Annotated in this window: 20 protein-coding genes and 1 pseudogene; 15 read left to right on the top strand and 6 right to left on the bottom strand. The window is 43.7% G+C overall.

Annotated features, from left to right (window positions below):
• Positions 1–8: 8 nt before the first annotated feature.
• Entirely contained in the window at positions 9–863 is an 855-nt protein-coding gene (locus AB4111_RS00105; protein WP_442029381.1) for an AraC family transcriptional regulator, read from the bottom strand.
• Between the two features lie 71 nt (positions 864–934).
• Here AB4111_RS00105 and AB4111_RS00100 point away from each other — a divergent pair, with 71 nt between their 5' ends.
• Together AB4111_RS00100 and AB4111_RS00095 are read left to right on the top strand one after the other, a co-directional pair.
• Entirely contained in the window at positions 935–1,825 is an 891-nt protein-coding gene (locus tag AB4111_RS00100) for a pectinesterase family protein (protein ID WP_442029379.1), read from the top strand.
• 39 nt (positions 1,826–1,864) lie between these two features.
• On the top strand, positions 1,865–2,995 hold the full coding sequence (locus AB4111_RS00095; protein WP_442029377.1) for a glycoside hydrolase family 88/105 protein: 1,131 nt from the start codon (positions 1,865–1,867) through the stop codon (positions 2,993–2,995).
• Positions 2,996–3,145: 150 nt separating this feature from the next.
• Here the strand turns inward: AB4111_RS00095 and AB4111_RS00090 are convergent, their stop codons facing one another.
• Entirely contained in the window at positions 3,146–5,449 is a 2,304-nt protein-coding gene (locus tag AB4111_RS00090; protein WP_442029375.1) for a helix-turn-helix domain-containing protein, read from the bottom strand.
• 434 nt (positions 5,450–5,883) lie between these two features.
• Here AB4111_RS00090 and AB4111_RS00085 point away from each other — a divergent pair, with 434 nt between their 5' ends.
• From AB4111_RS00085 to AB4111_RS00070, 4 genes are all read left to right on the top strand, one after another.
• Complete coding sequence (locus AB4111_RS00085) at positions 5,884–8,202, top strand: glycoside hydrolase family 95 protein (protein WP_442029373.1); 2,319 nt, start codon at positions 5,884–5,886, stop codon at positions 8,200–8,202.
• 107 nt (positions 8,203–8,309) lie between these two features.
• Positions 8,310–9,257, top strand: coding sequence for an ABC transporter permease (locus AB4111_RS00080; RefSeq protein WP_442031541.1), 948 nt, complete (start codon positions 8,310–8,312; stop codon positions 9,255–9,257).
• 15 nt (positions 9,258–9,272) lie between these two features.
• A complete protein-coding gene (locus tag AB4111_RS00075; protein ID WP_442029371.1) occupies positions 9,273–10,151 on the top strand; it encodes a carbohydrate ABC transporter permease in 879 nt (292 codons plus the stop codon).
• 33 nt (positions 10,152–10,184) lie between these two features.
• Positions 10,185–11,765 (top strand): extracellular solute-binding protein, encoded by a 1,581-nt coding sequence (locus AB4111_RS00070; protein ID WP_442029369.1) that lies wholly within the window; start codon positions 10,185–10,187, stop codon positions 11,763–11,765.
• 363 nt (positions 11,766–12,128) lie between these two features.
• Here the strand turns inward: AB4111_RS00070 and AB4111_RS00065 are convergent, their stop codons facing one another.
• On the bottom strand, positions 12,129–12,344 hold the full coding sequence (locus AB4111_RS00065) for an MFS transporter (protein ID WP_442031540.1): 216 nt from the start codon (positions 12,342–12,344) through the stop codon (positions 12,129–12,131).
• Positions 12,345–13,140: 796 nt separating this feature from the next.
• Between AB4111_RS00065 and AB4111_RS00060 the strand changes: the two genes are divergently transcribed.
• Complete coding sequence (locus AB4111_RS00060) at positions 13,141–14,331, top strand: glycine C-acetyltransferase (RefSeq protein WP_442029367.1); 1,191 nt, start codon at positions 13,141–13,143, stop codon at positions 14,329–14,331.
• Between the two features lie 37 nt (positions 14,332–14,368).
• Positions 14,369–15,328 carry an L-threonine 3-dehydrogenase gene (locus AB4111_RS00055; protein WP_442029365.1) on the top strand — a complete coding sequence of 320 codons (960 nt, stop codon included), beginning with the start codon at positions 14,369–14,371 and terminating at the stop codon, positions 15,326–15,328.
• A 263-nt stretch (positions 15,329–15,591) separates the two neighbouring features.
• Here AB4111_RS00055 and AB4111_RS00050 read toward each other — a convergent pair whose 3' ends face one another.
• On the bottom strand, positions 15,592–16,185 hold the full coding sequence (locus AB4111_RS00050; RefSeq protein WP_442029363.1) for a TetR/AcrR family transcriptional regulator: 594 nt from the start codon (positions 16,183–16,185) through the stop codon (positions 15,592–15,594).
• A 198-nt stretch (positions 16,186–16,383) separates the two neighbouring features.
• Between AB4111_RS00050 and AB4111_RS00045 the strand changes: the two genes are divergently transcribed.
• The 5 genes from AB4111_RS00045 to ilvD all read left to right on the top strand — a co-directional run bounded on the left by AB4111_RS00045 (position 16,384) and on the right by ilvD (position 21,230).
• Positions 16,384–17,043, top strand: coding sequence for an SDR family NAD(P)-dependent oxidoreductase (locus AB4111_RS00045; protein ID WP_442029361.1), 660 nt, complete (start codon positions 16,384–16,386; stop codon positions 17,041–17,043).
• A 39-nt stretch (positions 17,044–17,082) separates the two neighbouring features.
• Positions 17,083–17,727 (top strand): NAD(P)H-binding protein, encoded by a 645-nt coding sequence (locus tag AB4111_RS00040; RefSeq protein WP_442029359.1) that lies wholly within the window; start codon positions 17,083–17,085, stop codon positions 17,725–17,727.
• 56 nt (positions 17,728–17,783) lie between these two features.
• Positions 17,784–18,416 (top strand): DsbA family oxidoreductase, encoded by a 633-nt coding sequence (locus AB4111_RS00035; protein WP_442029357.1) that lies wholly within the window; start codon positions 17,784–17,786, stop codon positions 18,414–18,416.
• A gap of 439 nt (positions 18,417–18,855) precedes the next feature.
• Positions 18,856–19,521, top strand: coding sequence for a GntR family transcriptional regulator (locus tag AB4111_RS00030; protein WP_442029355.1), 666 nt, complete (start codon positions 18,856–18,858; stop codon positions 19,519–19,521).
• 17 nt (positions 19,522–19,538) lie between these two features.
• Complete coding sequence (gene ilvD / locus AB4111_RS00025) at positions 19,539–21,230, top strand: dihydroxy-acid dehydratase (RefSeq protein ID WP_091020096.1); 1,692 nt, start codon at positions 19,539–19,541, stop codon at positions 21,228–21,230.
• A gap of 128 nt (positions 21,231–21,358) precedes the next feature.
• Here the strand turns inward: ilvD and AB4111_RS00020 are convergent.
• Positions 21,359–21,487: pseudogene (locus AB4111_RS00020) on the bottom strand (MBL fold metallo-hydrolase); the annotation flags it as partial.
• A 1,004-nt stretch (positions 21,488–22,491) separates the two neighbouring features.
• Here AB4111_RS00020 and AB4111_RS00015 point away from each other — a divergent pair.
• On the top strand, positions 22,492–22,722 hold the full coding sequence (locus tag AB4111_RS00015) for a GNAT family N-acetyltransferase (RefSeq protein WP_442029352.1): 231 nt from the start codon (positions 22,492–22,494) through the stop codon (positions 22,720–22,722).
• A gap of 329 nt (positions 22,723–23,051) precedes the next feature.
• Positions 23,052–24,047 (top strand): glycoside hydrolase family 43 protein, encoded by a 996-nt coding sequence (locus AB4111_RS00010; protein WP_442029350.1) that lies wholly within the window; start codon positions 23,052–23,054, stop codon positions 24,045–24,047.
• A 339-nt stretch (positions 24,048–24,386) separates the two neighbouring features.
• On the opposite strand, the gene AB4111_RS00005 is transcribed toward AB4111_RS00010, so the two are convergent.
• Complete coding sequence (locus AB4111_RS00005) at positions 24,387–24,494, bottom strand: IS3 family transposase (RefSeq protein WP_442031539.1); 108 nt, start codon at positions 24,492–24,494, stop codon at positions 24,387–24,389.
• Between the last annotated feature and the right edge of the window lie 5 nt (positions 24,495–24,499).

Genomic DNA, 24,499 nt, shown 5'->3' with positions numbered 1-24,499 from the left:
AACAGACTTCACCCCTGACGAAATTTGATTTCTTTTCGATAATGTGAAGGGTTGTATCCCGTTACTCTCTTGAAGGTTTTGTTGAAGTGGGACAGGTGCTCGAACCCGACATTCGAGGCAATTTCCTGGATTTTGATGTTTGATTGGGTAATGAGTCTTTTGGCCTGCAGAATTCGAATATGCACGACATATTCCCGAAAATGAAAGCCTGTCAGTCTGTAGAATATGCGGCTCAAATAGGATGGGCTGATGAAAAATTGTCTAGCCGTTTCTTCCAAAGTCAGTGGCTTCTGATAATGCTCGCGGATATAAGTAGCTACATCGGTAACCAGATTGTGCAGTGGGTGTTTAGAGCTATCGTTCTGTGTGAGAGGTTCTGAACGTTTAAGCAGAATCATTAATTCAGCAAATAAGGTAAGGACGCTTGTTTCGTAAAATGGGCGACATTCCCGGCACTCTTCAAGGATACGCAATAGGAGGTTTTCAGCTTCGGTCTGCTCACGTAACATCAACCGAAAAAGATGAAAACCCCGCTTGTTAAACCATTTACAGTCATCCTGAAGCGGTGTGGGCAGCAGTGCAGGATGATAATTAATTAGGATTCGCTCAAATTCAGCAATCTCGGAGCTCGCGGTAGCGTGCATCTCATCAGACTGGATAAGAATGAGCTCTCCTTTTTTAAGCGTGACCACTTGACTATCTACGAAATAAATACGTTCACCTTCTCTAAGGTAATACATTTCAATTAAAGAATGACTGTGAGCCCGTGGCATAGCTGTAATGCCTGCACGTTTCATGTGCTGGATGCTGAATTGCTCGTTAGCCACTTGGTATTTCGGTTGGGAAACGCTAACACTTTTCATGGCCACTCCTTGTCACACCATAGTTATCACTATTATAGTTTATTTCCTAAGTAGGTTGAAAGGAGAAACGTATGTTGATTACTGTATCTGCAGAAAAAGACGGCGATTTTGTCAGTCTCCAGAATGCTTTGGATTCGATCTCTCAGGAGCACTTCTCGGAGGTAACGATTCGAATCAAACCAGGGGTCTATCAAGAGAAGATAACCATACCAGCTGATGCTCCGCCCATTTTATTGCTCGGCGAAGATCCAGACGCCACCATTATAAGCTGGTCGGATAATGCCCACACACTGGATGCAAATGGGAAACCACTGGGTACGTTCCGCACGGGGACGATGAATATATTTGCGAAGCAGTTTACAGCTGAGAACATAACCATTCAAAATGCTTCTGGACCGGGAACAGGGCAGGCTGTAGCAGCTTTTGTTGATGGAGACCATGCGGTCTTCCGCAGAGTGCGCTTTCTCGGTGATCAGGATACATTATACACGGGACAAGGAAAGCAATATTATAACGATTGTTATATTGAGGGGGATGTAGATTATATCTTTGGCCCGGCAACAGCCCTTTTTGACCGATGTCATCTTCATAACAAAAGATCAAGAGGATACATTACGGCAGCTTCCACGCCGGAAGGTTCTCCATTTGGGTATGTTTTTCTGGATTGCCGCATTACAAGTAGTGAAGGAGTTCGGGATGTGTATCTTGGACGTCCCTGGCGTCCATATGGGCATGTTGCCTTTCTGAGAACCGCAATGGATGGTTCTATTACAGGGGAGGGCTGGCATAATTGGGGTGCGCCTGATAGGGAGAAAACTTGTCGCTATGAAGAATATGAGAGTAGTGGTGCAGGTGCCAATCTTTCGGAAAGAGTTTCTTGGGCGCGGCAACTGACATCAGCGGAGGCGTTAACGTATCAGATTTCAAGTATTTTGGGCGGCTGGCATCCCGAAGGTTACTGAGCAGGTTACCATTAAATGAATGAAAGGAGAAACATGTAGATGAGCAAGATGCAGGCCGAAATTGCAAGCAATTCGAGAAAAATTGTTGAGACAATTATAGTACAATGCAATGAAAGGGGGGAGCATGAGGACTTGTTGAAACGCTGGGCTTATGTACCCGGAATGCTGCTGATGGCGATGATGCGTGCCGGAATACAGCTTAACGAGCCCACATACACCACGTTTGTACGGCGTCACATGGACACCTTTATTCGGGAAGACGGCTCCATTCGGACCTACTCGCTCGAGGAATACAATTTAGATCAGATCAATCAGGGGAAGAATCTATTCTGGTTGCTCCAAGAAACAGGAGATGATCGGTATGCTGAAGCGTCTCACTTACTTGCCGCACAGCTACTTAGTCAACCTCGAACGTCTGAAGGTGGATTCTGGCACAAAAAGGTATATCCGTTTCAGATGTGGCTGGATGGTCTGTATATGGCGTCACCCTTTTTGGCGGAATATGCCAAGGTATTTGGACGTCCCGAGCTACTGGACGAGGTGGCTCATCAGTTATTGCTGATTGAGCGTAAAACACGTGATCCACTGACCGGTCTGCTCTATCACGGTTGGGACGAATCACGCGAGCAGGAATGGGCAGATAGCCGAACTGGCTTATCATCGCAATTCTGGAGTCGGGCAGTGGGCTGGTACATGATGTCACTTGTAGACTGTCTTGATCATTTTCCGGTAACTCATCCCAAGCGTGGAACCATAATTGGTATTTTCCATCGGTTGTGCCTTGCTCTGCTTCAGGTTCAGGATAACGAGACGGGGCTGTGGTATCAGGTACTGGATAAAGCTGGCCGGAAGGGCAATTACTTAGAGGCGTCCGGTTCATGCATGTTTGTTTATGCTTTGGCGAAAGGGCTTGGGCGTGGTTATCTTGAAAAAGGCCTTGAAGATGCAGCGCTTAGGGGGTATCAGGGCATCGAAGAACATCTCACAGAAGAAGATGAGCAGGGTATACATCTGAAGCAAATATGCCATGGAGCGGGACTAAGCAAGGATCGAAATGGGTCCTATGACTATTATATTTCGGAAGCAGTGGTTGAAGATGTTCCAATGGGGTTGGCTCCCTATTTGCTTGCTTCCCTTGAAATGGAACGTTATGTATACGGGAAAAGGTAGTTCTCCCCTATCATTAAGGATTTTGGCATATTCTATAAACAGTGCAAGCAATATTTCCCGTTTAAAGACTCTCTATCATGATGACTGATATATCCATAAAAAAGAGGCCTTTTCCATATGGAGAAGCCTCTTTTTCTGTTATCAGTTACTTTAAGATTTGCTTTTGGCAGTTGAAGTTTCGTTATTCTCGTAATTGGATGCCCCGGCGTAATTTCGATATTCACCGGGAGTCCTACCGTTTAGCTGTTTGAAGCGGCGGATGAAACTTGACACGTTGTAATACCCGACCTCTTCCGCTATGGATGATAACGGTTTCATAGTTGTCGTCAGCAAATGTTGAGCTTTTTTCATACGTAATTCGGTCACGTATTCAAGTGGGGTCTGACCCGTCTGTTCCTTAAACAATTGACTCAGGTTGGGCAATGCCATACCAAATGCCTCTGACATTCCCTGAAGAGAAAAATCACATTGATCATAATGGTCTTCTATGTGTTGGGTGATCAAGTTGAGGGACCGGGATGCTGGCTCTTTCAAGGACGTTTCCTTATTCTGCTTCTCAAACGAGAGGGTTAGATCCTGACTGATAGAGCGAATCAATTTCTCGAATTCATCGATTGTTTCCAGACGTTCCAGTACAAAAATGTCGGGATACTGGGCAGAGTATTGCTTACTCATCCCAAGATCAGTCCACATATTATTAACGGAGCGTATAATGTCGTAACAGAGACTACGGGCGATAATTAAAGGCACCTGTTTTTGCCGGATAAAATCAGTGATATTCGATAGAGCACTCTGGATTTTATCCATCTTGGCTTTACGCACAGCCCGCTGGAAGCTATCCATCTCTGAGTGAGGATAAGACTCCTGATGATTGAAGTTCATTGGAATATCGTGATACCTAATGACCCGGTTAACGCCTTGAATAAATCGATAATCCATGGCTGTCTGCGCCTCAAGGTAGGAACGAGGACTTTCCGAAATCAAAGTCGAGGTACCAACTCCAAGGGTAACTGTACCCCCTAATAATTCATACAATCGTTCATGATATTGATCCAAATAGGCATGTGTGTCTTCAGTAAGAGAATCTTGAATGAGCAGGAGAAATACATAACGCCCGGTTTCAAAATGCTCAATTCCGAGAATAGGATGGGGCCCAGGATAACTTTGTTCCATTTTCTGAATGGTATGATCCTTCTTGGAATAAACATGCTCAGAAGTTTCAATGATGATAACCTGGGTTAGTGCCTCATCGGTCAGATCTACAAAGTTGGCATCATATTCAGCAATTTCCGTACAAGATTCAATTTCTCCCTTTAGGAGCGCGAAAATCATCTGTGTTTTGACAGCGGAGGAATGATTCTTCACACGATTATCGAGATCTTTGTTTTGATTGGCAAGGCTGGTTAGCGTATAACGTACAGTCTCTAGTTCATTTAGTAATTTTATCTTTTGGGGAAAAAGTCTCTGACTTTCCTTGCGCAACAAATGAATCGGTCTATAATTGGAGCGCATGCTTACATAAATGATGCCGCCTCCGACAATCAGAATTGCTATAATACCGTAGGTCAGCCAGTTTTGAGCATGATTCACTTTATCCATCACGACATCGATCGGAAGTAAAGTCGCATACTTCCATCCAGATTGCTCGGATTGCATGAGGAAAAGATAGTAATCTGTCCCCTCCAGTGTGATTTCCTGATAAGGAGATTGATCATTTTCCGTAATGAGCTTTGAAAAGGCTGAACGGGAGGGGCTGCCTTCTTTTGCAACAGACGTAACGAGTTGATTATTTTGGTCAAAGATCCACATTGATCCTTCTGCTTTTTCATATGTGGACATTAACTGATGGATGGATTTTTCATTTATCAAATACACTATGGTCCCATAGGGATTAGCTTGATTCGGAAACATGGGTTGAATCATTCTCAAATAACGTTCATGTGACTTTTCATCATAACCTGGTGAGAGCAGGGAAGCTGTCCTGGATTCCTGCAAATCTGCAATTATGGAGGATGCAGACCAATCTTCAAATTGATAAATTTGATTGGAGATCATCGGCAATGAATACACACCACTGCTTGTAAAAACAGCAGGATCCGACTTGAAATAGATCCAGATCTCATGAATAAACGGGCTCATCCGTTGATAACGTTTTAACTCACGTGTAATTCCCCAAGCTTTATAACCCCATTGGTCTGAAATCCGGAACGGATACAGATTGTTATCTTCAATCAGCATTTGCCTCGTGGTATCTTCAATTCTGCTTAACTGTTCATCCATGGATTCGCGCATGTTATCCAGCGTATTCAGATTGCCGGCAATTACTTCCTCCTCCAGTTGGCTCACAAAGAAACTATAAACAAGCATTGCAATCAGTGTGATAGGAAGCAGAAGAAGGATGATGTAGGACAACAGGTATTTTATGAAAATTTTATAGGAATGGTTGTCAGTCATCTCGTTCAAGCCCCTCCTTGAAAGTATATTAGTTCGCTTGTTGATTTCTTTGCAAAGTACCGTGGCGGCACTCGTATAGCTGGTGAGGATGCTAGTGACGTGCATGGTGATTAGCATTATTTTAGATGATTATATTCCATACAGCTACCTTTTTTTTCTTTTCAGACTGGTAATGCAATAGTGGTTATCACACAGATATTTCAGAGCAATTAAAGCTGGTAGCTTAAGAATGGGGGCTAAAAAGACCCTTTTAAGCCAAAACAAATAAGTTGCTTATAAAAAAAGCATATAAATTTTGTGCATTGTAAGCCTTTTCCAGACTGTGATAAGGTCGTTTTGCATTAACAGGATGAGCGGATTGAACAGGCGGGACCTGCCTCATTTCAATCCGCAAGTTTTCCCTTTTTTAAATACGGAAGAAAGAGGAGAAGCGAATGAAAATGAAATCTGAATCCATGATGTGGTACGATGCTCCTGCTCGCAATTGGGAGGAAGCACTACCCATCGGGAACGGACGGCTAGGTGGAATGGTCTTTGGAAACATCAAACAGGAGCAAATCCAATTTAATGAAGATTCAATATGGTCTGGTGGACCAAGAAACCGGAATAACCCGGATGCCAAGGAACATCTGTCCCATATTCGGCAGCTTTTGTTCGACGGCAAATTAAATGAAGCTCATGAACTCGTGGAGGCGGCTCTATCCGGTACACCTTGCAGCCAGAGGCACTATATGACAGCTGGTGACTTGATGATACGCATGAATCATCCTGTAGACCAAGTGGTGTCCGCCGATTACAGACGAGAACTAAATCTGGAGCAGGGGATCGTTTTAACGGAATATGTGCATGAAGGTGTCAGGTTCCGCAGAGAAGTATTTTGCAGCTACCCTGCGCAGGTCATGGTGATTCGGCTGGAAACGAATCGTCCCGGAACTTTGAGCTTCAAGGCAAGGTTTGAACGAAAGAAAGGCCGGCATATGGAGCTGTCCTATCGGAAAGGTGAAGATACCGTCGTGATGTCCAATCCATGCGGAGGCGTTAACGAAGGGTCTTATACGGCAATGGTAAAGGCCGTTGTTTCCGGGGGGACTGTTCAGGCAATCGGTGAGCATTTGAATGTGCAGGGAGCAAATCAAGTGACATTATATCTGTCCGTTGCCTCCAGCTTCCGCTACGATAAACCGGAGCAGCAAGCCAGCGAATGGATAGATCGAGCCGTAGTCCAATCTTATGAAGAGTTAAAGAATGAACATGTGCTTGATTACCAGCAGTTGTTTAAACGGGTAAAGCTGGAGCTTGCGGACCTTACAGAAAATCATCTTCATCATTTGCCTGTTTCTAAGCGGCTGGAACTTGTACAAGATGGAGCTGAGGATACCGGACTAAATACGCTTTACTTCCATTTTGGAAGGTATCTGCTCATTTCATCCAGCAGGCCCGGTACTCTTCCGGCTAATTTGCAAGGAATTTGGAATGACTCCATGGCTCCGCCTTGGGATAGCAAATACACGATAAACATTAATACTCAGATGAATTACTGGCCCGCGGAAACATGTAACCTGGCAGAATGTCATGAGCCGTTGATCGAACTAGTCGAACGGATGAAGGTCAATGGGAAAGTGACGGCACAATTGATGTATGGTTGTAGAGGTTTCGTCGCCCACCACAATACGGATCTCTGGGCAGACACGGCTCCGCAGGATATTTATGCTGCTGCTACACAGTGGGTCATGGGCGGGGCCTGGCTAACGCTCCATCTATGGGAGCATTACAGATTTTTTCCGGATAGGGTCTTCCTGGAACGAGCATATGACACAATGAGAGAAGCAGCCCTGTTTTTTGTTGACTTTCTCGTTCCAAGTCCTGAAGGGTACCTGGTTACCAATCCTTCTGTTTCGCCTGAGAACCGATATAGGTTACCCAATGGTGAAGTAGGAACATTATGTTATGGCCCCTCGATGGACACGCAAATTATAGAGGAATTATTCAGGGCCTGCATGGAAGCGAGCCGGGTGTTGAACGTTGATCAAGATCTCCGGGAGCAATGGGGTAAAATAATCAAACAATTGCCGCCTATGAAAGTCGGCAAGCATGGACAGCTGCAAGAATGGCTTGTGGATTATGACGAAACGGACGCGGGTCACCGTCATATCTCCCACTTGTTTGGGCTTCATCCCGGTTCCACAATTAGTCCTGATTTGACGCCGGAGCTGGCAGAAGGTGCGAAAAATACACTGATTCGACGGTTGGAAAATGGAGGAGGACATACGGGCTGGAGCAGAGCCTGGATCATTAATTTCTGGGCAAGACTGCTGAATGGAGAGCAGGCCTATGAGCATACACAACAACTTCTTCGTCAATCAACACTGCCCAATTTGTTCGATAACCATCCTCCGTTTCAGATCGATGGTAATTTTGGTGGTATTGCGGGCATTGCGGAAATGCTGCTGCAAAGCCATTTAAATTACATTCAGTTTCTTCCGGCCCTTCCAGCTGTATGGCCGGCGGGTAGTGTGACCGGCCTGCGGGCCAGAGGAGGGTTCGTCATTGACATGACATGGGCTGACCAACAAATGAAGACAGCGTCAATACGCTCTGAAATTGGAGGGGAAATCCGTTTATTTTCACAGCAACTTATCCATGTGACTACCGTTGATGGTCTGCCGGTATCTACAGTTCGTAAGGGGAATATTACCGAATTTGCAACAACAGCAGGCACTGTATATTCAATGGCCTCTACAGGAGCAGTATAAAAATTGCATATAATTATTGAATATTGTAAACGCTTTCCCGTTGGTGATATATTCGGCGTGCAACATAGACACCCACCTATAAGGAGGTGAAACTTTTGAAACTGGCTATGCGACAGAATAGAAAGGTCGGGAAATCGGGCTTGAGCGATTACTTTAGTATGCTGGGCAGAGACTTCCAGAAGCATAAGGTTGTTTATTTTCTCGGATTGTTCGGGATTAGCTATTACATTATCTTCAGCTATATACCTATGTATGGCGTTACCATCGCCTTTAAAAATTATTCACCGGTCAAAGGCATTTTGGGAAGCGATTGGATCGGCTTTCAGAACTTTGTAGATTTCTTTCAAAGCTTTTACTTTTGGAGGTTACTGCGGAATACATTGATCATCAGCATTTACGAACTGCTTATTGCTTTTCCTGCGCCCATTATTTTAGCTCTGCTGTTAAATGAGGTAAGGCACACTTTTTTCAAACGGTTGACACAGACGATCACATATCTGCCACACTTTGTGTCTATTGTTGTCATTAGTGGCATGATTGTCGACTTCTCAAGAAAAGCGGGACTGTTTAACATCATATTGAGCTGGTTTGGTGTAGAAGCACAGAATTTATTGCTGGATCCCTCTCTTTTTAGAACCATATTTGTGGGTTCGGGAATCTGGCAAGGGATCGGTTGGGGATCCATTATTTATCTGGCCGCATTATCGGCCATTGATACACAGCTGTACGATGCAGCCACAGTGGACGGCGCGAACCGCTGGAAGCAAATGTTGCACGTGACGTTACCCGGCATTATGCCAACAATTGTTATACTGCTGATTCTACGCATTGGTGGAATTATGGATGTAGGTTTTGAGAAGGTAATCTTGTTGTATAATCCTCAAACCTATGAAACGGCAGATGTCATATCCAGTTTTGTATACCGGCGTGGACTGCTTGAGGCGAATTACAGCTACAGCACAGCTGTCAGCTTGTTTAATTCCGTCATTAACTTCATTCTTCTGATTCTGGCAAACCGGATTAGCCGGAAAATTAATGATACGAGTCTATGGTAGAGGAGGATACCCGGCATGATAAAACGCAGCTTGGGAGATAAAATATTTGACACTTTAAACATTGTGTTTTTGACGGGGCTAATGATCATCACGCTTTATCCTTTTCTCTACGTGCTTTTCGCATCGTTTAGTGTGCCGTCAGAATTGGTTAAACACAGCGGCCTTCTCCTGTGGCCGAAGGGTTTCTATCCGGAAGCCTATAAATTAGTGCTCAAAAATCCGATGATTATCTCTGGCTATAAGAACACCCTGTTTTACGTAGTGGTAGGTACCACCCTGAACGTATTTTTTACAGCGTTGTTTGCTTTTGTTCTATCGCGAAGAGAGATGTATTGGAAAAAGTATATGATGATGATGGTTGTCTTCACCATGTTCTTTAGCGGCGGTCTCATCCCCGGCTATATTTTGGTAAAAAACCTGGGAATGCTGGATACACGCTGGGCTCTCATCATTCCCGGATTGATTGCCACCTGGAATCTGATTATTATGAGAACCTCGTTTCAGGCTATCCCGGTTGAGCTTGAAGAGGCGGCTAAGATTGATGGTGCATCGGATTTTCGAATTTTTGCCCAGATCATCTTACCTCTATCGGTTCCAGTTCTTGCCGTTATGGCATTGTTCTACGGAGTAGGTCATTGGAACTCATGGACAGGGGCCCTGATTTATTTACGGGACAGGGAGCTGTTTCCGCTGCAGCTGGTACTGCGGGAAATACTCATTGAGAACAGCACAACGGACACAACCAACCTGTCCACTGCGACGGGAGATCCATTTCTGGGCGAAGTGGTCAAGTACGCTACTATAATCGTAGCCACTTTACCTATTTTGATGTTGTATCCGTTTATCCAAAAATATTTCACAAAGGGTGTCATGATCGGGGCATTGAAAGGCTGAATGATTTACATTAGCAGAAAATGGGGGATGAGTATGAAGATTAGAAAAATGTCCTTAAGCATCCTGATGGCGGCATCGTTAATAGCAGGGTGCAGTGATGACAAACCGGCTGGTCAGGCAGGTGCATCTGACGAAAACAACCAAGCGGTCAGCTTTCTCTGGAACGGTAAATTCAGCAGCAAGATTCCAGAGCTTAAGGGCTACGGGGACGTGGAAGCGTACAAAGAGATTCAGAAACGGACCGGTATTACGATAAATTTTCAGGAAAATGACACGAGCAATCTCTCTCAATTCAATATTATGCTGGCTTCAGGAACCTATCCCGACATTATTTATGTACCGAGCAACTACCCTGGGGGTGTAGCCAAGCTTATTGAAGACGGTGTAGCGATTCCGCTGAATGATCTTATTGATCAATATGCGCCTAACTACAAGAAACTGCTTGATGAGCATCCGGAAATCAAAAAGCAGGTCATGCTGGATGACGGTACAATTGCGAAGTTTCCGCAGGTCAATCTCGATCTTAGACGCAATGCATGGGCTGGAACGATGATTCGTCAGGATTGGCTGGATCAGGTGGGTCTTCCGATGCCAAAGACCATCGATGAATGGTATAAAGCATTGAAAGCTTTTAAAGAAAATGACATGAACGGGAACGGTGATAAGAATGACGAAATTCCGCTCGGCGATCAAAACGGAATGGGCAGCATTACATCGTTCAGCACCGCGTATGGTTTACTTGTCACCTTTCAGATGAATCCGCAGACTGGAAAGATCACCTACGGTCCTTATGAATCAGCATTCAAAGATTATCTTGAAATGATGAACAAATGGTACAAAGAGGGTCTGATTGATAGCGAGTTCGCGGCAACGGACAAAAAAGGCTTTGAAGCAAAGTTTTCAAATAATATTGTAGGCGCTTACGGCGGCACCATTTCTGGCATAAATACGTACAAAAACCAAATGCAGGCGGCAGTTCCCGACTTTAAACTGGTAGGCGTCTCGCCTCCGGTTGGACCAGCAGGCCAATCGTTCAGTGCAGCAGAACAACTGGCGCAATATGTACCTCTTGAGGGAGCTGTTGTCAGCTCTCAGGCCAAAGATCCAGAGAAGGTAATGAAGTTGCTCGATTTCATGATTGGCGAGGAAGGAAGCGACCTACAGAACTGGGGCCTGGAAGGAGAAAGCTATGTTATAGAGAATGGAAAGAAGAAATTCACGGATGCCATATGGAATGACCCAAATTATGAAGCACGAGTGGCAGTTTCGCGTTATGCCTATCCGACTTCAGGGATGGTAAAGGTGATGAGTTATGACGCCTGGGCTTCCTTTGAGTTGGAGCATCCCGAAGCTAAGGAAGCCAATGAAAGATGGTTCAATGCGGATCGCACACTGTTGCTGCCACCGCTCTTATTCAGTGGAAGTGAAAGTCAGGAGATCAGCCGAATTATGAGTGAAGTGGATACTTATATGAAAGAGATGCTCCTGAAGTTTGTTATGGGTAACGAACCGCTAGAGAACTTCGGCACATACAGGGATACGCTACAGAAAATGAATATCGAAAAAGCGATCGAAATCTATCAAATAGCCTATGATCGTTATCAGGAAAGATAAAATCAGAAAGCAGTGCCGGAAACAGAGTACGGATTCCCGGTGTGTCCAGGGATTATGAAGTGAAATTTCAATCAGAGTAGCTGTAAATGAAATAATACGACTGGGAGATCAACAGACAACTATCGGTAACATATAATAAACAAAATTACTGCGACAATAAAAGACCAAGCAACAACACTGGGGATATGCTCCAGCAGATAAAATTGTGATCCATCATATGGTTTTTTTGAGCGAGTGCGGCAAGCACCGAGAATGGTGGCGGCGATCAACAGATGGAAAGAGCCGATCGCCCTGTGTACTGCTGATGACGAGTAGGACGACTATAGTGCTTTCCATCAGTTGGCAAAGATAGACAATGGTGCGTCAATCGAAGCAGTCAGCAGTCTGTCCGGCCGGCAGCGTTAGCACTAGCATGGGTAAGAACTGGGCCAGGCCGACGAGGCCGAGTTGGAAGGCGCTATCGGTCAGTGCGTACATCTGCCAGCCGATGACGACGGACAGTACTTGAAAAGCGCGAGCCGAGAAAATGCGCGCGATCCATAATCGTAGGAATCGTAGGAATGAGCCGTTATGGAGCATGGAAGAACGGTTCACATTCAATGCAAGACATCCTTTCTTGTTGTAAGGTAGTATAGAAGTGCTTCTTCGTTGTCAGCCCTTCGCGATGCTGACGACATCTTCATTGATATTCCATATGGGACTGCTGCATGATTTTTTTGCTAAGGCAGTATCCCTTTGCGCAAGGGCTTGAAAAATAGCTTCGTTCAAGGAGTGCTTGCGTGTCGGGGCTGCGCGACAATGTGTTGCCGCCGATGGTGTTGAACACGACATCGACTCCGCGGCCACCCGTTTCTCGCATGATGGAGTTTACATTTTTCGGAAGAAACGAGTGTCTATTATATTGAAGTGGCAGCTTTTGCTACAGGCGAACATGATGATCCGAACAGTGCTGTTGGCATGGGTAATGCTATCACCTTAAGGAGTTTGTAGCTATGGAACTATAGTGGTCAGGAGAGCCTAACCTCGGCAAGCGCTTCCGTACGGAGTCATCTCATTGCGTTTGCCGCGGAAGAATCCCGTTTGAACCGGGGTAAATCGATTGATTTAAAGGAATAAGCAAAAGAAATAATGGCTGCACAAGAAGTTACCGAGCAGCAAAAGATATAAGCAAAGATTTAGTAGCGATTGCTTCCGGGAATGAGGGAAGCAATCGCTATGTTTTTTTGCGGATATTTTTACTTTTTGTCCTCCACATGTGTACAAAGAATAAAAAAGATGCTACATTGAAATCAGTATAACCCCCTGTATAACAAGGTTTTTCGCAGAATAACATGTCTCCCCTATGAGGACAAACGTATATCAAGGAGGGAATCGAATGTCAAGTCAAGTATTGGACCAATTTTTAAGTTCGAACATCGAAGATCTAAAGAATAAAGGTCTATATAACTTCATCGATACACTGCAAGGTGCAAATGGTCCTGTTATTCGTATTGACGGAAAGTCCCTAATCAATTTGTCTTCCAATAACTATTTGGGACTGGCAACAGATTACCGCCTGATTGATGCTTCAGTTAAGGCGTCGCAGACATACGGGGCAGGCGCAGGGGCTGTGAGAACAATTAATGGTACGATGGATCTTCATATTGAGCTTGAAGAAAAACTGGCCCGTTTCAAAAAAACGGAAGCCGTTATTGTGTATCAATCGGGATTTAACTGCAATATGGCTGCTATATCCGCGGTAATGGACCAGCATGATGCGATTTTATCCGATGAGCTGAACCACGCTTCAATTATTGATGGCTGCCGCCTGTCGAGAGCCAAGGTGATTCGCTTTAAGCATTCGGATATGAATGATTTAAGACGGCTAGCGAAAGAGGCCAAGGAATCCGGTCAGTACCATAAAATTATGGTCATCACCGACGGGGTTTTCTCCATGGATGGTGATATAGCAAAGCTACCCGAAATCGTGAAAATAGCAGAAGAATTCGATCTGATTACTTATGTGGATGATGCTCACGGTTCGGGCGTTCTCGGAGCAGGTGCAGGAACCGTGAAACATTTTGAATTGTCCGACCGCATTGACTTTCAAATTGGTACTCTTTCCAAGGCGATCGGCGTTGTCGGCGGTTATGTGGCGGGTAAAAAACAATTGATCGAATGGCTGAAGCTGAGAAGCCGTCCGTTTCTGTTCTCGACATCGCTACCTCCGGCTGCAATCGCTTCTTGTAGCGCTTCTATCGACATTTTGATGAATGACAAAGAGTTGATCGATAAGCTGTGGGAGAATAGCAATCATTTGAAAGAACGCTTGAGCCGGCTTGGATATGATGTAGGCCAAAGTGAAACTCCAATCACACCTTGTATCATTGGCGATGAAGTAACCACCCAACAGTTCAGCAAACGGCTCTATGAAGAAGGCGTTTATGCTAAGGCAATCGTATTTCCTACGGTCCCAAAAGGAACTGGAAGAATACGCAACATGCCGACAGCTGCTCATACCAATGAGATGCTGGGCCAGGTGATCTCTGTTTATGAGAAAGTTGGCAAGGAAATGAAGCTGATTTAGCTGCATTCGCGGGAGTATATTTCGGGAGGAATGTCTTATGAACAAGATTTTGGTGACCGGAGCACTGGGCCAAATCGGTTCTGAGTTAGTTGTTAAATTACGTGAGATTTATGGTGCGGATCATGTCGTTGCTACGGATCTCAGGTCATCAGCCCACGAAATTACCCGATCAGGACCATTCGAGCTCCTGGACGTGACGAATGATAAGGCAATGTTCGAAATCGCCAAGCGGTACGAAGTGGATACCATCATGCATTTGGCTGCGCTGCTGTCGGCTACTGCAGAGGAGAAACCCCTGCTTGCCTGGAATTTGAATATGGGCGGATTGATGAATGCACTTGAAGTATCCAGAGAGCTCGGCTGCCAACTGTTCACTCCAAGCTCCATTGGATCTTTTGGCCCTACGACTCCGAAATACAATACCCCGCAGGATACAATCCAGCGGCCCAATACGATGTACGGCGTGAACAAAGTGTCCGGCGAACTGCTTTGTGATTATTATTTTCACAAGTACGGCCTGGATACAAGGGGGCTGCGATTCCCAGGATTGATATCTTATATGACGCCTCCTGGCGGAGGAACGACGGATTATGCGGTGGAAATTTATTACGCAGCCGTGACGGCTGGCCGGTATACATCTTATATCGCCAAAGACTCAAACATGGACATGATGTATATGCCGGATGCCCTAAACGCAATCATCGATTTAATGGAAGCGGATTCATCCCGGTTGAAGCACCGAAACTCATTTAATGTCACTGCAATGAGCGTGGATCCAGAGGCGATCGCTGCAGCAATTCGGGAGGAGTTTCCCGGCTTTATCCTAGATTATGACGTTGATCCGAAGAGACAGGCGATAGCCGATAGCTGGCCGCATTCCATTGATGCGACGGCAGCAAAAACAGAATGGGGATTTCAAGCTCGCTACGACTTGAAGGCCATGACGAAGGATATGCTATCACAGCTAGGCGAGAGACAAATGCTTCGCAAAGCTTAAAGTTGTTATAAATTCACTGTGCCAAGCGAGAAGAAATAAGGCTGGGTTGAAGGAACAGGACATGTTGATTACGAAATTTATCATTTCCATTAAGCTAACGGGCAGAATAGTCGTAAAGCGAAGAGCGGAGAAGAGCGGAGGTAGTAGTTTATCTTCAAGCGTACAATAATATTTTTTGAAAGTGTAATAACAGAAAAGGAGCCCTCATTCGAGTCATTTGAGGGGCTCCTTTTTTCTATCTACCCAGCTACTGTTCGTCAACTTTAATCATCGATCGAAATACCCGCGGCTTTTAAGTATCCATGAGTTAAAATTTTTCCGAATTGAGAAGCGAGTTCATTTGGAGTATAAGAAAAATCATTTTTAACCCACCATATTACAATGCCCATAAAAGTAGATGCGATATATTGAAGTAATAATTCCTTTGAAATCTTCAGGGGAATATCATCCAAGCCATCTTCCACTGTATTTTTTATAATTTCCTCCATCTTTGATTGAAAACCATAGATTCTATTCTCATCAAGTAACAATGCTCTGTAAAAGGGAATATTGTCCTTAATTTTCTCCAGTATAGTTTGCATTAGTTGTTCAAGCATAGAGCGGCTTACAGGAGTTTTGCTGCTTGAGCATTGCTTGAGTGTACTCTTTAGTTCTTCTATTAATTCGTCCATAGATACGTTCAACAAATCGGGTTTGTTCTGATAATGAAGGTAAAAGGTATTTCGGTTAATCATCGCTTTATCGGCTATATCTTGGATCGTAATTCCTTCGTACCCCTTTTCATTAAGAAGTTCTATAAACGCCTTTTTTATCGAATGTTTGGAGCGAAGGATACGCAAATCGGTTTTTTTGTTCATTATGGCTCATTCCCTTAACTTTTTTTGTTAGATATACGACATTTAAGTTGAAACTGCATTTTATCTCTCAAAATCAAAATTATTAAACATTGAATGCTGACCTTTTATTAATCATAATAAACAAAAGATAAATATACAACACGTTGACCATTATTTATCTTGTTGATAATTAACTCTAATTAAAGGGGAGATTTTTAAATGAAAACGATAGTGATTGTTGGAGCAGGAGCAGGTTTAGGAATGTCCATTGCAAAGAAATTTGGACAAAATGGCTTTCGCGTAGCGCTTATTGCACGAAATGAAGAAAAGTTGAACCAACTGGTTATTGAATTAGAACAATTGGGAATCGAAGCTGCTTCTTTTCAAGCAGACATATTGAATAAAGAACAAATTGAGAAGGCATTTGCCGCTATTAAAGAGAAATACGGATTTATTGATGTTCTTGAATACAGTCCAACGCCGAGCTTTGATACAGTAGCGCCAACACTAGATGTAACTGAAGAAAATGCGTTATACCAATTTCAATATAATGTTTTAGGTGCTTTATCAAGCGTTCGACAAGTGTTACCGGATATGTTGGATAAGCAAAACGGTGCCCTGTTATTTACGACTGGAGGCGCTGCAGTTCACCCGGTGCCGATGATGGGCAATGTCGGAATTGCAATTTCAGGACTTCGTAATTATATCTTTAATTTGAACAGCGAACTAGCTGACAAAGGAGTTTATGCAGGTCACCTTTCGATCGGAATTTGGATGCAGCCGAATTCAGGAGTTCAAGATAAAATCGCTGATATTTGGTACGACATGTACACCAAAAGAGACAGAGTAGAAGAGTTTATAACTGAAGATAAAGTGTGAGTTGAATAATTTATTTTGAAGGAGATACAAGTAAAGAATATGAATATCACTGTTTTTGGTGCAAGTGGAGCAATTGGACAGCTTGTAACACAATTAGCTTTAGATCACGGAGATTTCGTTACGGCATACGTTAGAAACCCCCAAAAAATCAGCCTCAAACATCCAAATTTGAGCCTTGTACAAGGGGAGCTTTCGAATACTTCAACCATCGAGAAGGCCATTGCCGAATCCGATGTCGTAATCAGCACATTGGGGCCAGCATCCGATATGTCACGAAAGCTTAAAGGCACGCCGATTGCTGACGGGCACGAACTGATGATTAGGGTTATGAACAAACTTAACAAAAAAAGGTTCATTACACTTGCGACGCCAGCTTTGCAATCAGATGACGATAAGAAAAACATGTCCACGATACTTCCAGGTGTATTAGCCAAAGTTCTCCTTCCAAACGGTTATGCAGAAATGAAGAAAATGGAAGGCATGATTAAGGAATCGAATCTGGATTGGACAGTCGTTCGAATTATTAACCCCAATGTTAAATACACAGGGCAGTCTTATGACTATTCATTCGGAGATCAATCGGCTAAAATGTCTGTTTCCAGAGAAAATGTTGCCAAATTCATGTACTCTGCTGCTCGTGACAACCAATTGATTAGAAAAATGCCTATTATTTATAACAAATAAGCTCAATAAAAATGTAGTATTCACCGATTAAGGTGGTTAGTGAGGGAGAATTCAAAATGAAAATCGAGATATGGTCGGATTATGTTTGTCCATTTTGTTATATTGGGAAACGACGATTAGAGTCTGCACTGGAGCAATTCGCTCATCCGAATGAAGTGGTCATTGAGTATAGAAGCTTTGAACTTAATCCCCAAGTATCCATGTACTCAGGCAAAAATATGCATCAAATACTTTCTGAAAAACATGGTATGAGTATCGAGCAAGCGAAAAAGGCAAATGCTGAACTTGGACAACAAGCGGCTATGATGGGTCTCGTGTATAATTTCGACCAAATGAAGCCCACCAATACGTTTGATGCGCATCGTTTAACCCAATATGCCAAATCTGTTGGTAAAGATCAGGAATTAGCAGAGAAGCTGTTCTATTCTTATTATACGGACGCCAAGCTAATCAGCGATCATGATACTTTAGCAGATATTGCAGAATCAGTTGGAATGAATAGGGACGAGTCAATGGCAGTTCTATATGATCCCTCCAAATATGCTAGCGAAGTGCGTTCGGATGAAGCTACAGCAAAACAATTAGGGATTACAGGAGCACCTTTCTTTGTCATTGATAGAAAATACGCGATATCCGGTGCACAACCAACAGAGGTATTTTTAAAAGCTCTTAACCAAGCATCTCAATAAATAATACCAATAAGCATTGTAAAAAAAGGGGTCGACTGCTTTTTGTCGGGACCCTTTTTTTATTGTATAAGCCCTTTGATGAGAGTTTCAGATAAATCCACAGTGGATGCGTATATGTACCAAGCTGTTGATCAATAGTATCCTACTCTTAAGAGAATAATTGAGTCAATGTGAGTTGAAGTAATTGAATGAAGAGAAGGATATCGTAACCAAAATAGTGCATATCCTCATAGAGGAGTTCAACCAGAATATAGATATATACTCGACGAACTTAGGAAAAAACACACAAGAACAGATCCATTATCAGATCATTCATCATGCTAAAAATTTGCTATCCGGACAACTTAATGGAGTGAGTAATAAAATGAAATATTAATTGCTTCTCAATCGTGTATGCGATATATTGCATATAAGAATAATTGTAATGAGGATGAAAACCATGCCCATTCCTAAAGATTTTTCCTTACCCGTCCGTATGTCCGCAAAAGAAAGAGCGTTTTCTCAGATTCAGCGATGGATCATTGATGGAACACTGCAACCAGGTGAAAAGCTTATTGATGCGGAAATGGCTGAATCGCTTGGAGTCAGCCGGACACCGATTCGGGAGGCATTTCAGTTACTCGAAGTTCAAGGCCTCGTATCTATGCATCCAGGAAAAGAAACAAAAGTAACGAATATTGAGAAAAACGATATTTTTAAGATGTATTCAACAATGGCCGCTCTTCAGGCTTTAGCTGCTGAAATCACCGCCCAAATTATTGTTCCAGAACAGATTGAGAAATTAAGATCCATAAATTTGGAATTCGCGAGTTCCATTAAAAATGGACAAGTTTATCAGGCTATGGAGGTGGATGAGCAATTTCATAATTATATTGTGGAGCTCTCAGACAATCCTTATGTGGCCACATTTAATACCTCTCTCCAGATTCACATTAGGCGATTTAAATATGTGTTTTTAAAACAACCTATTACAGCTACACTTGCTTCAGTCGAAGAGCATGATTTGCTTATTAAAGCTTTTGAAGGCAAAAATAGTGAGGATGCTCACGTAATAATGAAACAAAATTTTATTCGACCAATGCAGGAACTGAACGAAATACTTTGAAATGAGGGGTAAGGGACATGGAAAACAAAAAAGATCTTCGTATTCGAAGCAAGGTAATCAGTGAAGGAGCTAACCGGGTACCGAACAGAGCGATGCTGCGTGCAGTTGGTTTTCAAGATGAGGATTTTAAAAAGCCAATGATAGGAATAGCGAGTACGTGGAGTGAAGTAACACCGTGTAATATGCACATCAATGATTTAGCGGTGCAAGCTAAGCAGGGTGCACGTAATAACGGCGGTGCTCCACTAATTTTCAATACGATTACCGTTTCGGATGGGATCTCCATGGGGCACGGCGGGATGTTGTTCTCACTGCCAAGTCGAGAAGCTATAGCTGATTCGATTGAAATTGTAACCGGAGCGGAGCGTTTTGACGGCGTGGTTGCGATCGGTGGGTGTGACAAGAATACGCCTGCATGTCTGATGGCTATTGGACGGATGAACATTCCTTCCGTTTATGTATATGGAGGAACCATTCAACCGGGTAATCTCGATGGTAAAAATGTAGATATCGTTTCGGCTTTTGAAGCCGTGGGTCAATATCAAGATGGGAAAATAACAGATGAACAGTTGCATAAGGTCGAATGTAGCGTATGTCCAGGTCCAGGGGCTTGTGGCGGCATGTATACCGCTAATACGATGGCGGCAGCTGCAGAAGCAATGGGCATGTGTTTACCTGGTTCTTCTTCTACATCAGCCATTTCAGCCGATAAAGCATTGGAATGCGAAGCAGCCGGTAAGCAGGTCATCTCACTTCTTGAACAGGAAATCTACCCAAGAGACATTATGACCAAGAAAGCTTTTGAGAATGCGATCACGGTTGTTATGGCTCTAGGCGGGTCAACCAATGCGTTTCTTCATCTGCTAGCTATTGCGCACTCGGTTGAAGTAGATCTAACCCTGGATGATTTCGAGCGTATTCGTTTGCGTGTTCCTCATTTGGCGGATCTGAAGCCAAGTGGTCAATATGTCATGCAGGACTTGAATGATATTGGTGGTGTTTCCGGGGTAATGAAGCTATTGCTTGCTGAGGGTTTACTTCACGGGGATTGCCTCACCGTAACAGGTAAAACGTTAGCGGAGAATTTAGCGGAATCTGCTCCACTTGAAAATGATCAAGAGATTATACGACCGCTCAATAATCCACTTAAGCCAAATGGACCACTGGTTGTACTTCGAGGAAATCTCGCCCCTGAAGGCGCTGTTGCGAAAATGTCAGGCATGAAGATCCAACAGTTCTCTGGCCCGACTAAGGTGTATGATAGCGAAGATGAGGCGACAGTAGCGATTATGAATGATGAAATTAAAGAAGGAGACGTCGTGGTCATACGCTATTGTGGTCCGAAGGGTGGACCGGGTATGCCTGAGATGCTTTCCGTTACAGCACTCATCGTAGGAAAGGGACTCGGCGGGAAAGTAGCTCTCATCACAGATGGTAGATTCTCTGGGGGATCGCATGGATTTGTAGTCGGCCATGTATCACCTGAAGCACAAGTAGGTGGACCGATCTCGTTGCTTAGAAATGGGGATATTATTACCATTGATAGCGACATTCAGGAGATGAAGGTTGAGTTATCAGAAGAAGAGTTAGCTGCTAGAGCACAAGCTTGGGTACAACCGCCACTGAAAGTGAAATCCGGTGTACTTGCCAAATATGCTAAATTAGTTTCCTCCGCTTCCAAAGGGGCAGTAACTGATTTGATGGAATAAACCAAATACAATCGATAGATTTTAATGAGTACTTCTTCAAGTCGCTCCGCTATGCGGGGCGTCTTTTTGTTGCTATCTATCACATGAACGATATAGATATTGAGGCGCTTGGGCCGCAAGTTGCACTGCTTAGCGACGATATGCTGCCATCCTGCATGGTCCAGATGCAAGTGGGAGGCAACGACATAATTGATATCCTCAGGTCTAACCCTAAGCTGCTCCGGACGATTATGCAGGTAACATTCCTCGCTTCCTACCCACGGAGACGACAGTTGGGTCGACTTAGGTGTAGTTAACAAAGATGACTCTTATCCACTTTAGACATTGTATACAGTCATCTAGGAATGGAGACGGTATGAAGAAAAAGGTGGTTAAGAAATGTATCGTTTGTATATATTGTTACTCTGTCTATTGATGTTGATTTCACCATCGTATGCTTCCCCTTCCTCTGAAGATGCAGGTTCTCTTATAAATGAACTCCGTCAAGGAGGGTATATTCTTTATGTTCGTCATGGGGAGGCGAATGTAGGAGAGGATCAACCAGGATTTAGTCTGATGGATTGCTCCACCCAAAGGAACCTGAGCGTTATAGGTAAAGAGCAAGCAAAAAAAATATGGTGAAGCCTTACGAAAACTTAACATACCAGTTACTCTTCCGGTCGAATCAGGTCCATTATGTAGAACTGTGCAAACTGCCGAAGCGGCATTTGGTACACAAAATGTAACTGTTAAAGAATTTTGGTTGAGAATATATGAACTTAGCAAAAATATAGGTGCTGAAGATTCAGAACAAATAGTTAAGGACTTTACAAATGAGGTTGAACAGGTACCACCTAATAATTCGAATAGAGTTATAATAGCTCACTCTTTTCCATCCGGTAGAGGTTATTGGAAGGCTGAACCTTGAGGATTTATTAATGCTGGCAAATATGTAGTTTTTCAACCTAAAGTAAAGGAGCTTTTGTTAGAAAAAGCTCCTTTTTAATTTAGATGTACTTTGATAATTTTCAAAAATTGCTTGGTTTAATCATTCACACAAAGTTTTGTGCATATCGCAACTGTGGGGGCCGTTGTTCTTAGTCGAAGAAGCACAAATAATAGTGTCGAGGGACAAGAACACGGTCCCATTACTTATTAGACGCATATCTAATCGGTATTTACCGTATATCATTAAGCCAACAGGCAGGTTAGTTCAATTATGGTATTATGTAGAAGTTATACTATCGGTGAGAGTCTGAAGTATTGGGGAGGGAGATGGGGTATGGAATACAGCATACGCTTGGGGTTCGGTCTTCTAAAACTTAGTAGTTACTTATCTCCCAAATTGAGTGACTTATATGTAAATGAAAATTATCGTGGCAATGGTATTGGTTCGAGTTTAATTAGACATCGTGAAAAACTTGCAAAGAAACTCGACTATTCTGAAATATTCGTTAGTGTTGACCCAATTGGGAATCCGAAAATGATAAAACTTATACAAGGGTTGATTTGAAGAGGTCATTGAACTAACGGGAAACGTTAGTTCAATAAACCAAGGAAGCAGGGTAAACTAAATGTGAGCAATCGGTTTATATTTCCAGTATAATGAAATGGGCGGAAATTGTACATTTTTCCGGGGAAAGATCTTTAGTATGTGTATAGGAAAAAACAAGAGGGGTTTATACAATAGAGATTGTAAACGCTTACTTTCAATTCAAAGGGAGGGTACGCTGCAATCACTGAATTACCTTAATCCCGTAATCGACGGATATTGGAGCGCTATTCCTGGATCGAACACGGAAATGCCTACATCTATTATTCCAATACCAAAGGAGATGCCTTATGAATCAACAACAACCACCTAAGCCCCACCAGCCGCTCGTAACCCACATCTTCACTGCTGACCCGTCCGCCCATGTCTACGAGGGCAAAATCTACATCTATCCTTCCCATGACCTCGATCATGACGAGCCGAGCAACGATAACGGCGACCAGTATAAAATGGAAGACTATCATGTCCTCTCGATGAACAACTTCGATTCCCCGGTGGTCGATCACGGAGAAGCGTTGCATCTGAGAGATATTCCGTGGGCCTCAAAGCAGCTCTGGGCACCGGATGCCGCTTATAAGAACAATACTTATTACCTGTTCTTCCCGGCACGGGACCATGACGGCATCTTCCGTCTGGGTGTGGCAACATCAGAGTCTCCGGCAGGCCCGTTCACGCCGCAGCAGAATTATATGGAAGGCAGCTTCAGTATCGATCCGGCCGTACTGGTGGATGACGACAATCAGTCATACATCTATTTCGGCGGACTCTGGGGTGGCCAGCTGGAGAAATGGCAGACGGGCAGCTTCGTGCCAGATGCAGAAGGACCGGCTCCTGACCAACCGGCGCTTGGACCGCAAGTTGCACGGCTTAGCGACGACATGCTGTCCTTCCAGGGCAAGCCTGCCGAGATATCGATTGTCGACGAAGACGGGAATCCGATTCTGGCCGGGGATGAAGACCGGAGATATTTTGAAGGCCCATGGATGCATAAATATAACGGGTATTACTACCTGTCCTACTCTACAGGCACCACGCATAAGCTCGTATATGCGATCGGCAAGAATCCGATGGGACCATTCACGTTCAAGGGCGAGATTCTATCTCCGGTTATCGGATGGACAACCCACCACTCCATTGTGCAAGTTGAAGACAAGTGGTATCTGTTCTATCACGACAGCTCCCTGTCGGAAGGCGTCAACCACAAGCGCTGCGTTAAATATTCCGAGCTGAAATACAACGAGGACGGAACGATCCAGAAGATCAATCCTTATCCGGATGCCGAGTAAGCTGGAAGGTTAGCGGAAACAGATAAGATTACAAAATAAGGCATAACATGAGGCAGCTCCTGACGGGGCTGCTTTTTTGAGTAGAACAGTAAAAAATGATTCTTTCTATAGAAGGACCATTTTTATAATAATAGAAGTAGCTATCCATTTAAAACTGATTCGTATGGTGTTATTAGGGGATATGATTCGGCAACTAGTACATTCAGTTCATATACGTAATGGGACTACAAGAACGATGAGATTCTAAGTAACGTGTTAGATGTAAAGTACCTGTCGAGGGACAAGAACATATTCCCATTGAAGTGGTCTTACCCCTGTCAAGCAGACAGATGAAAAAAGCTATGCTGCCAGTGCGCATCGATATTCAATCGGTGCGCGCTGTTTGAGTTTGGCTTGAAAACGTCGGTAATTGTAATTGTACATATAATCTTCCACAGCTTGTCGAATCTCTA

Source organism: Paenibacillus sp. 2KB_22 (genome assembly GCF_052115745.1).
Lineage (GTDB): Bacteria > Bacillota > Bacilli > Paenibacillales > Paenibacillaceae > Paenibacillus.
This window is presented reverse-complemented; position numbering and strand designations above follow the sequence as displayed.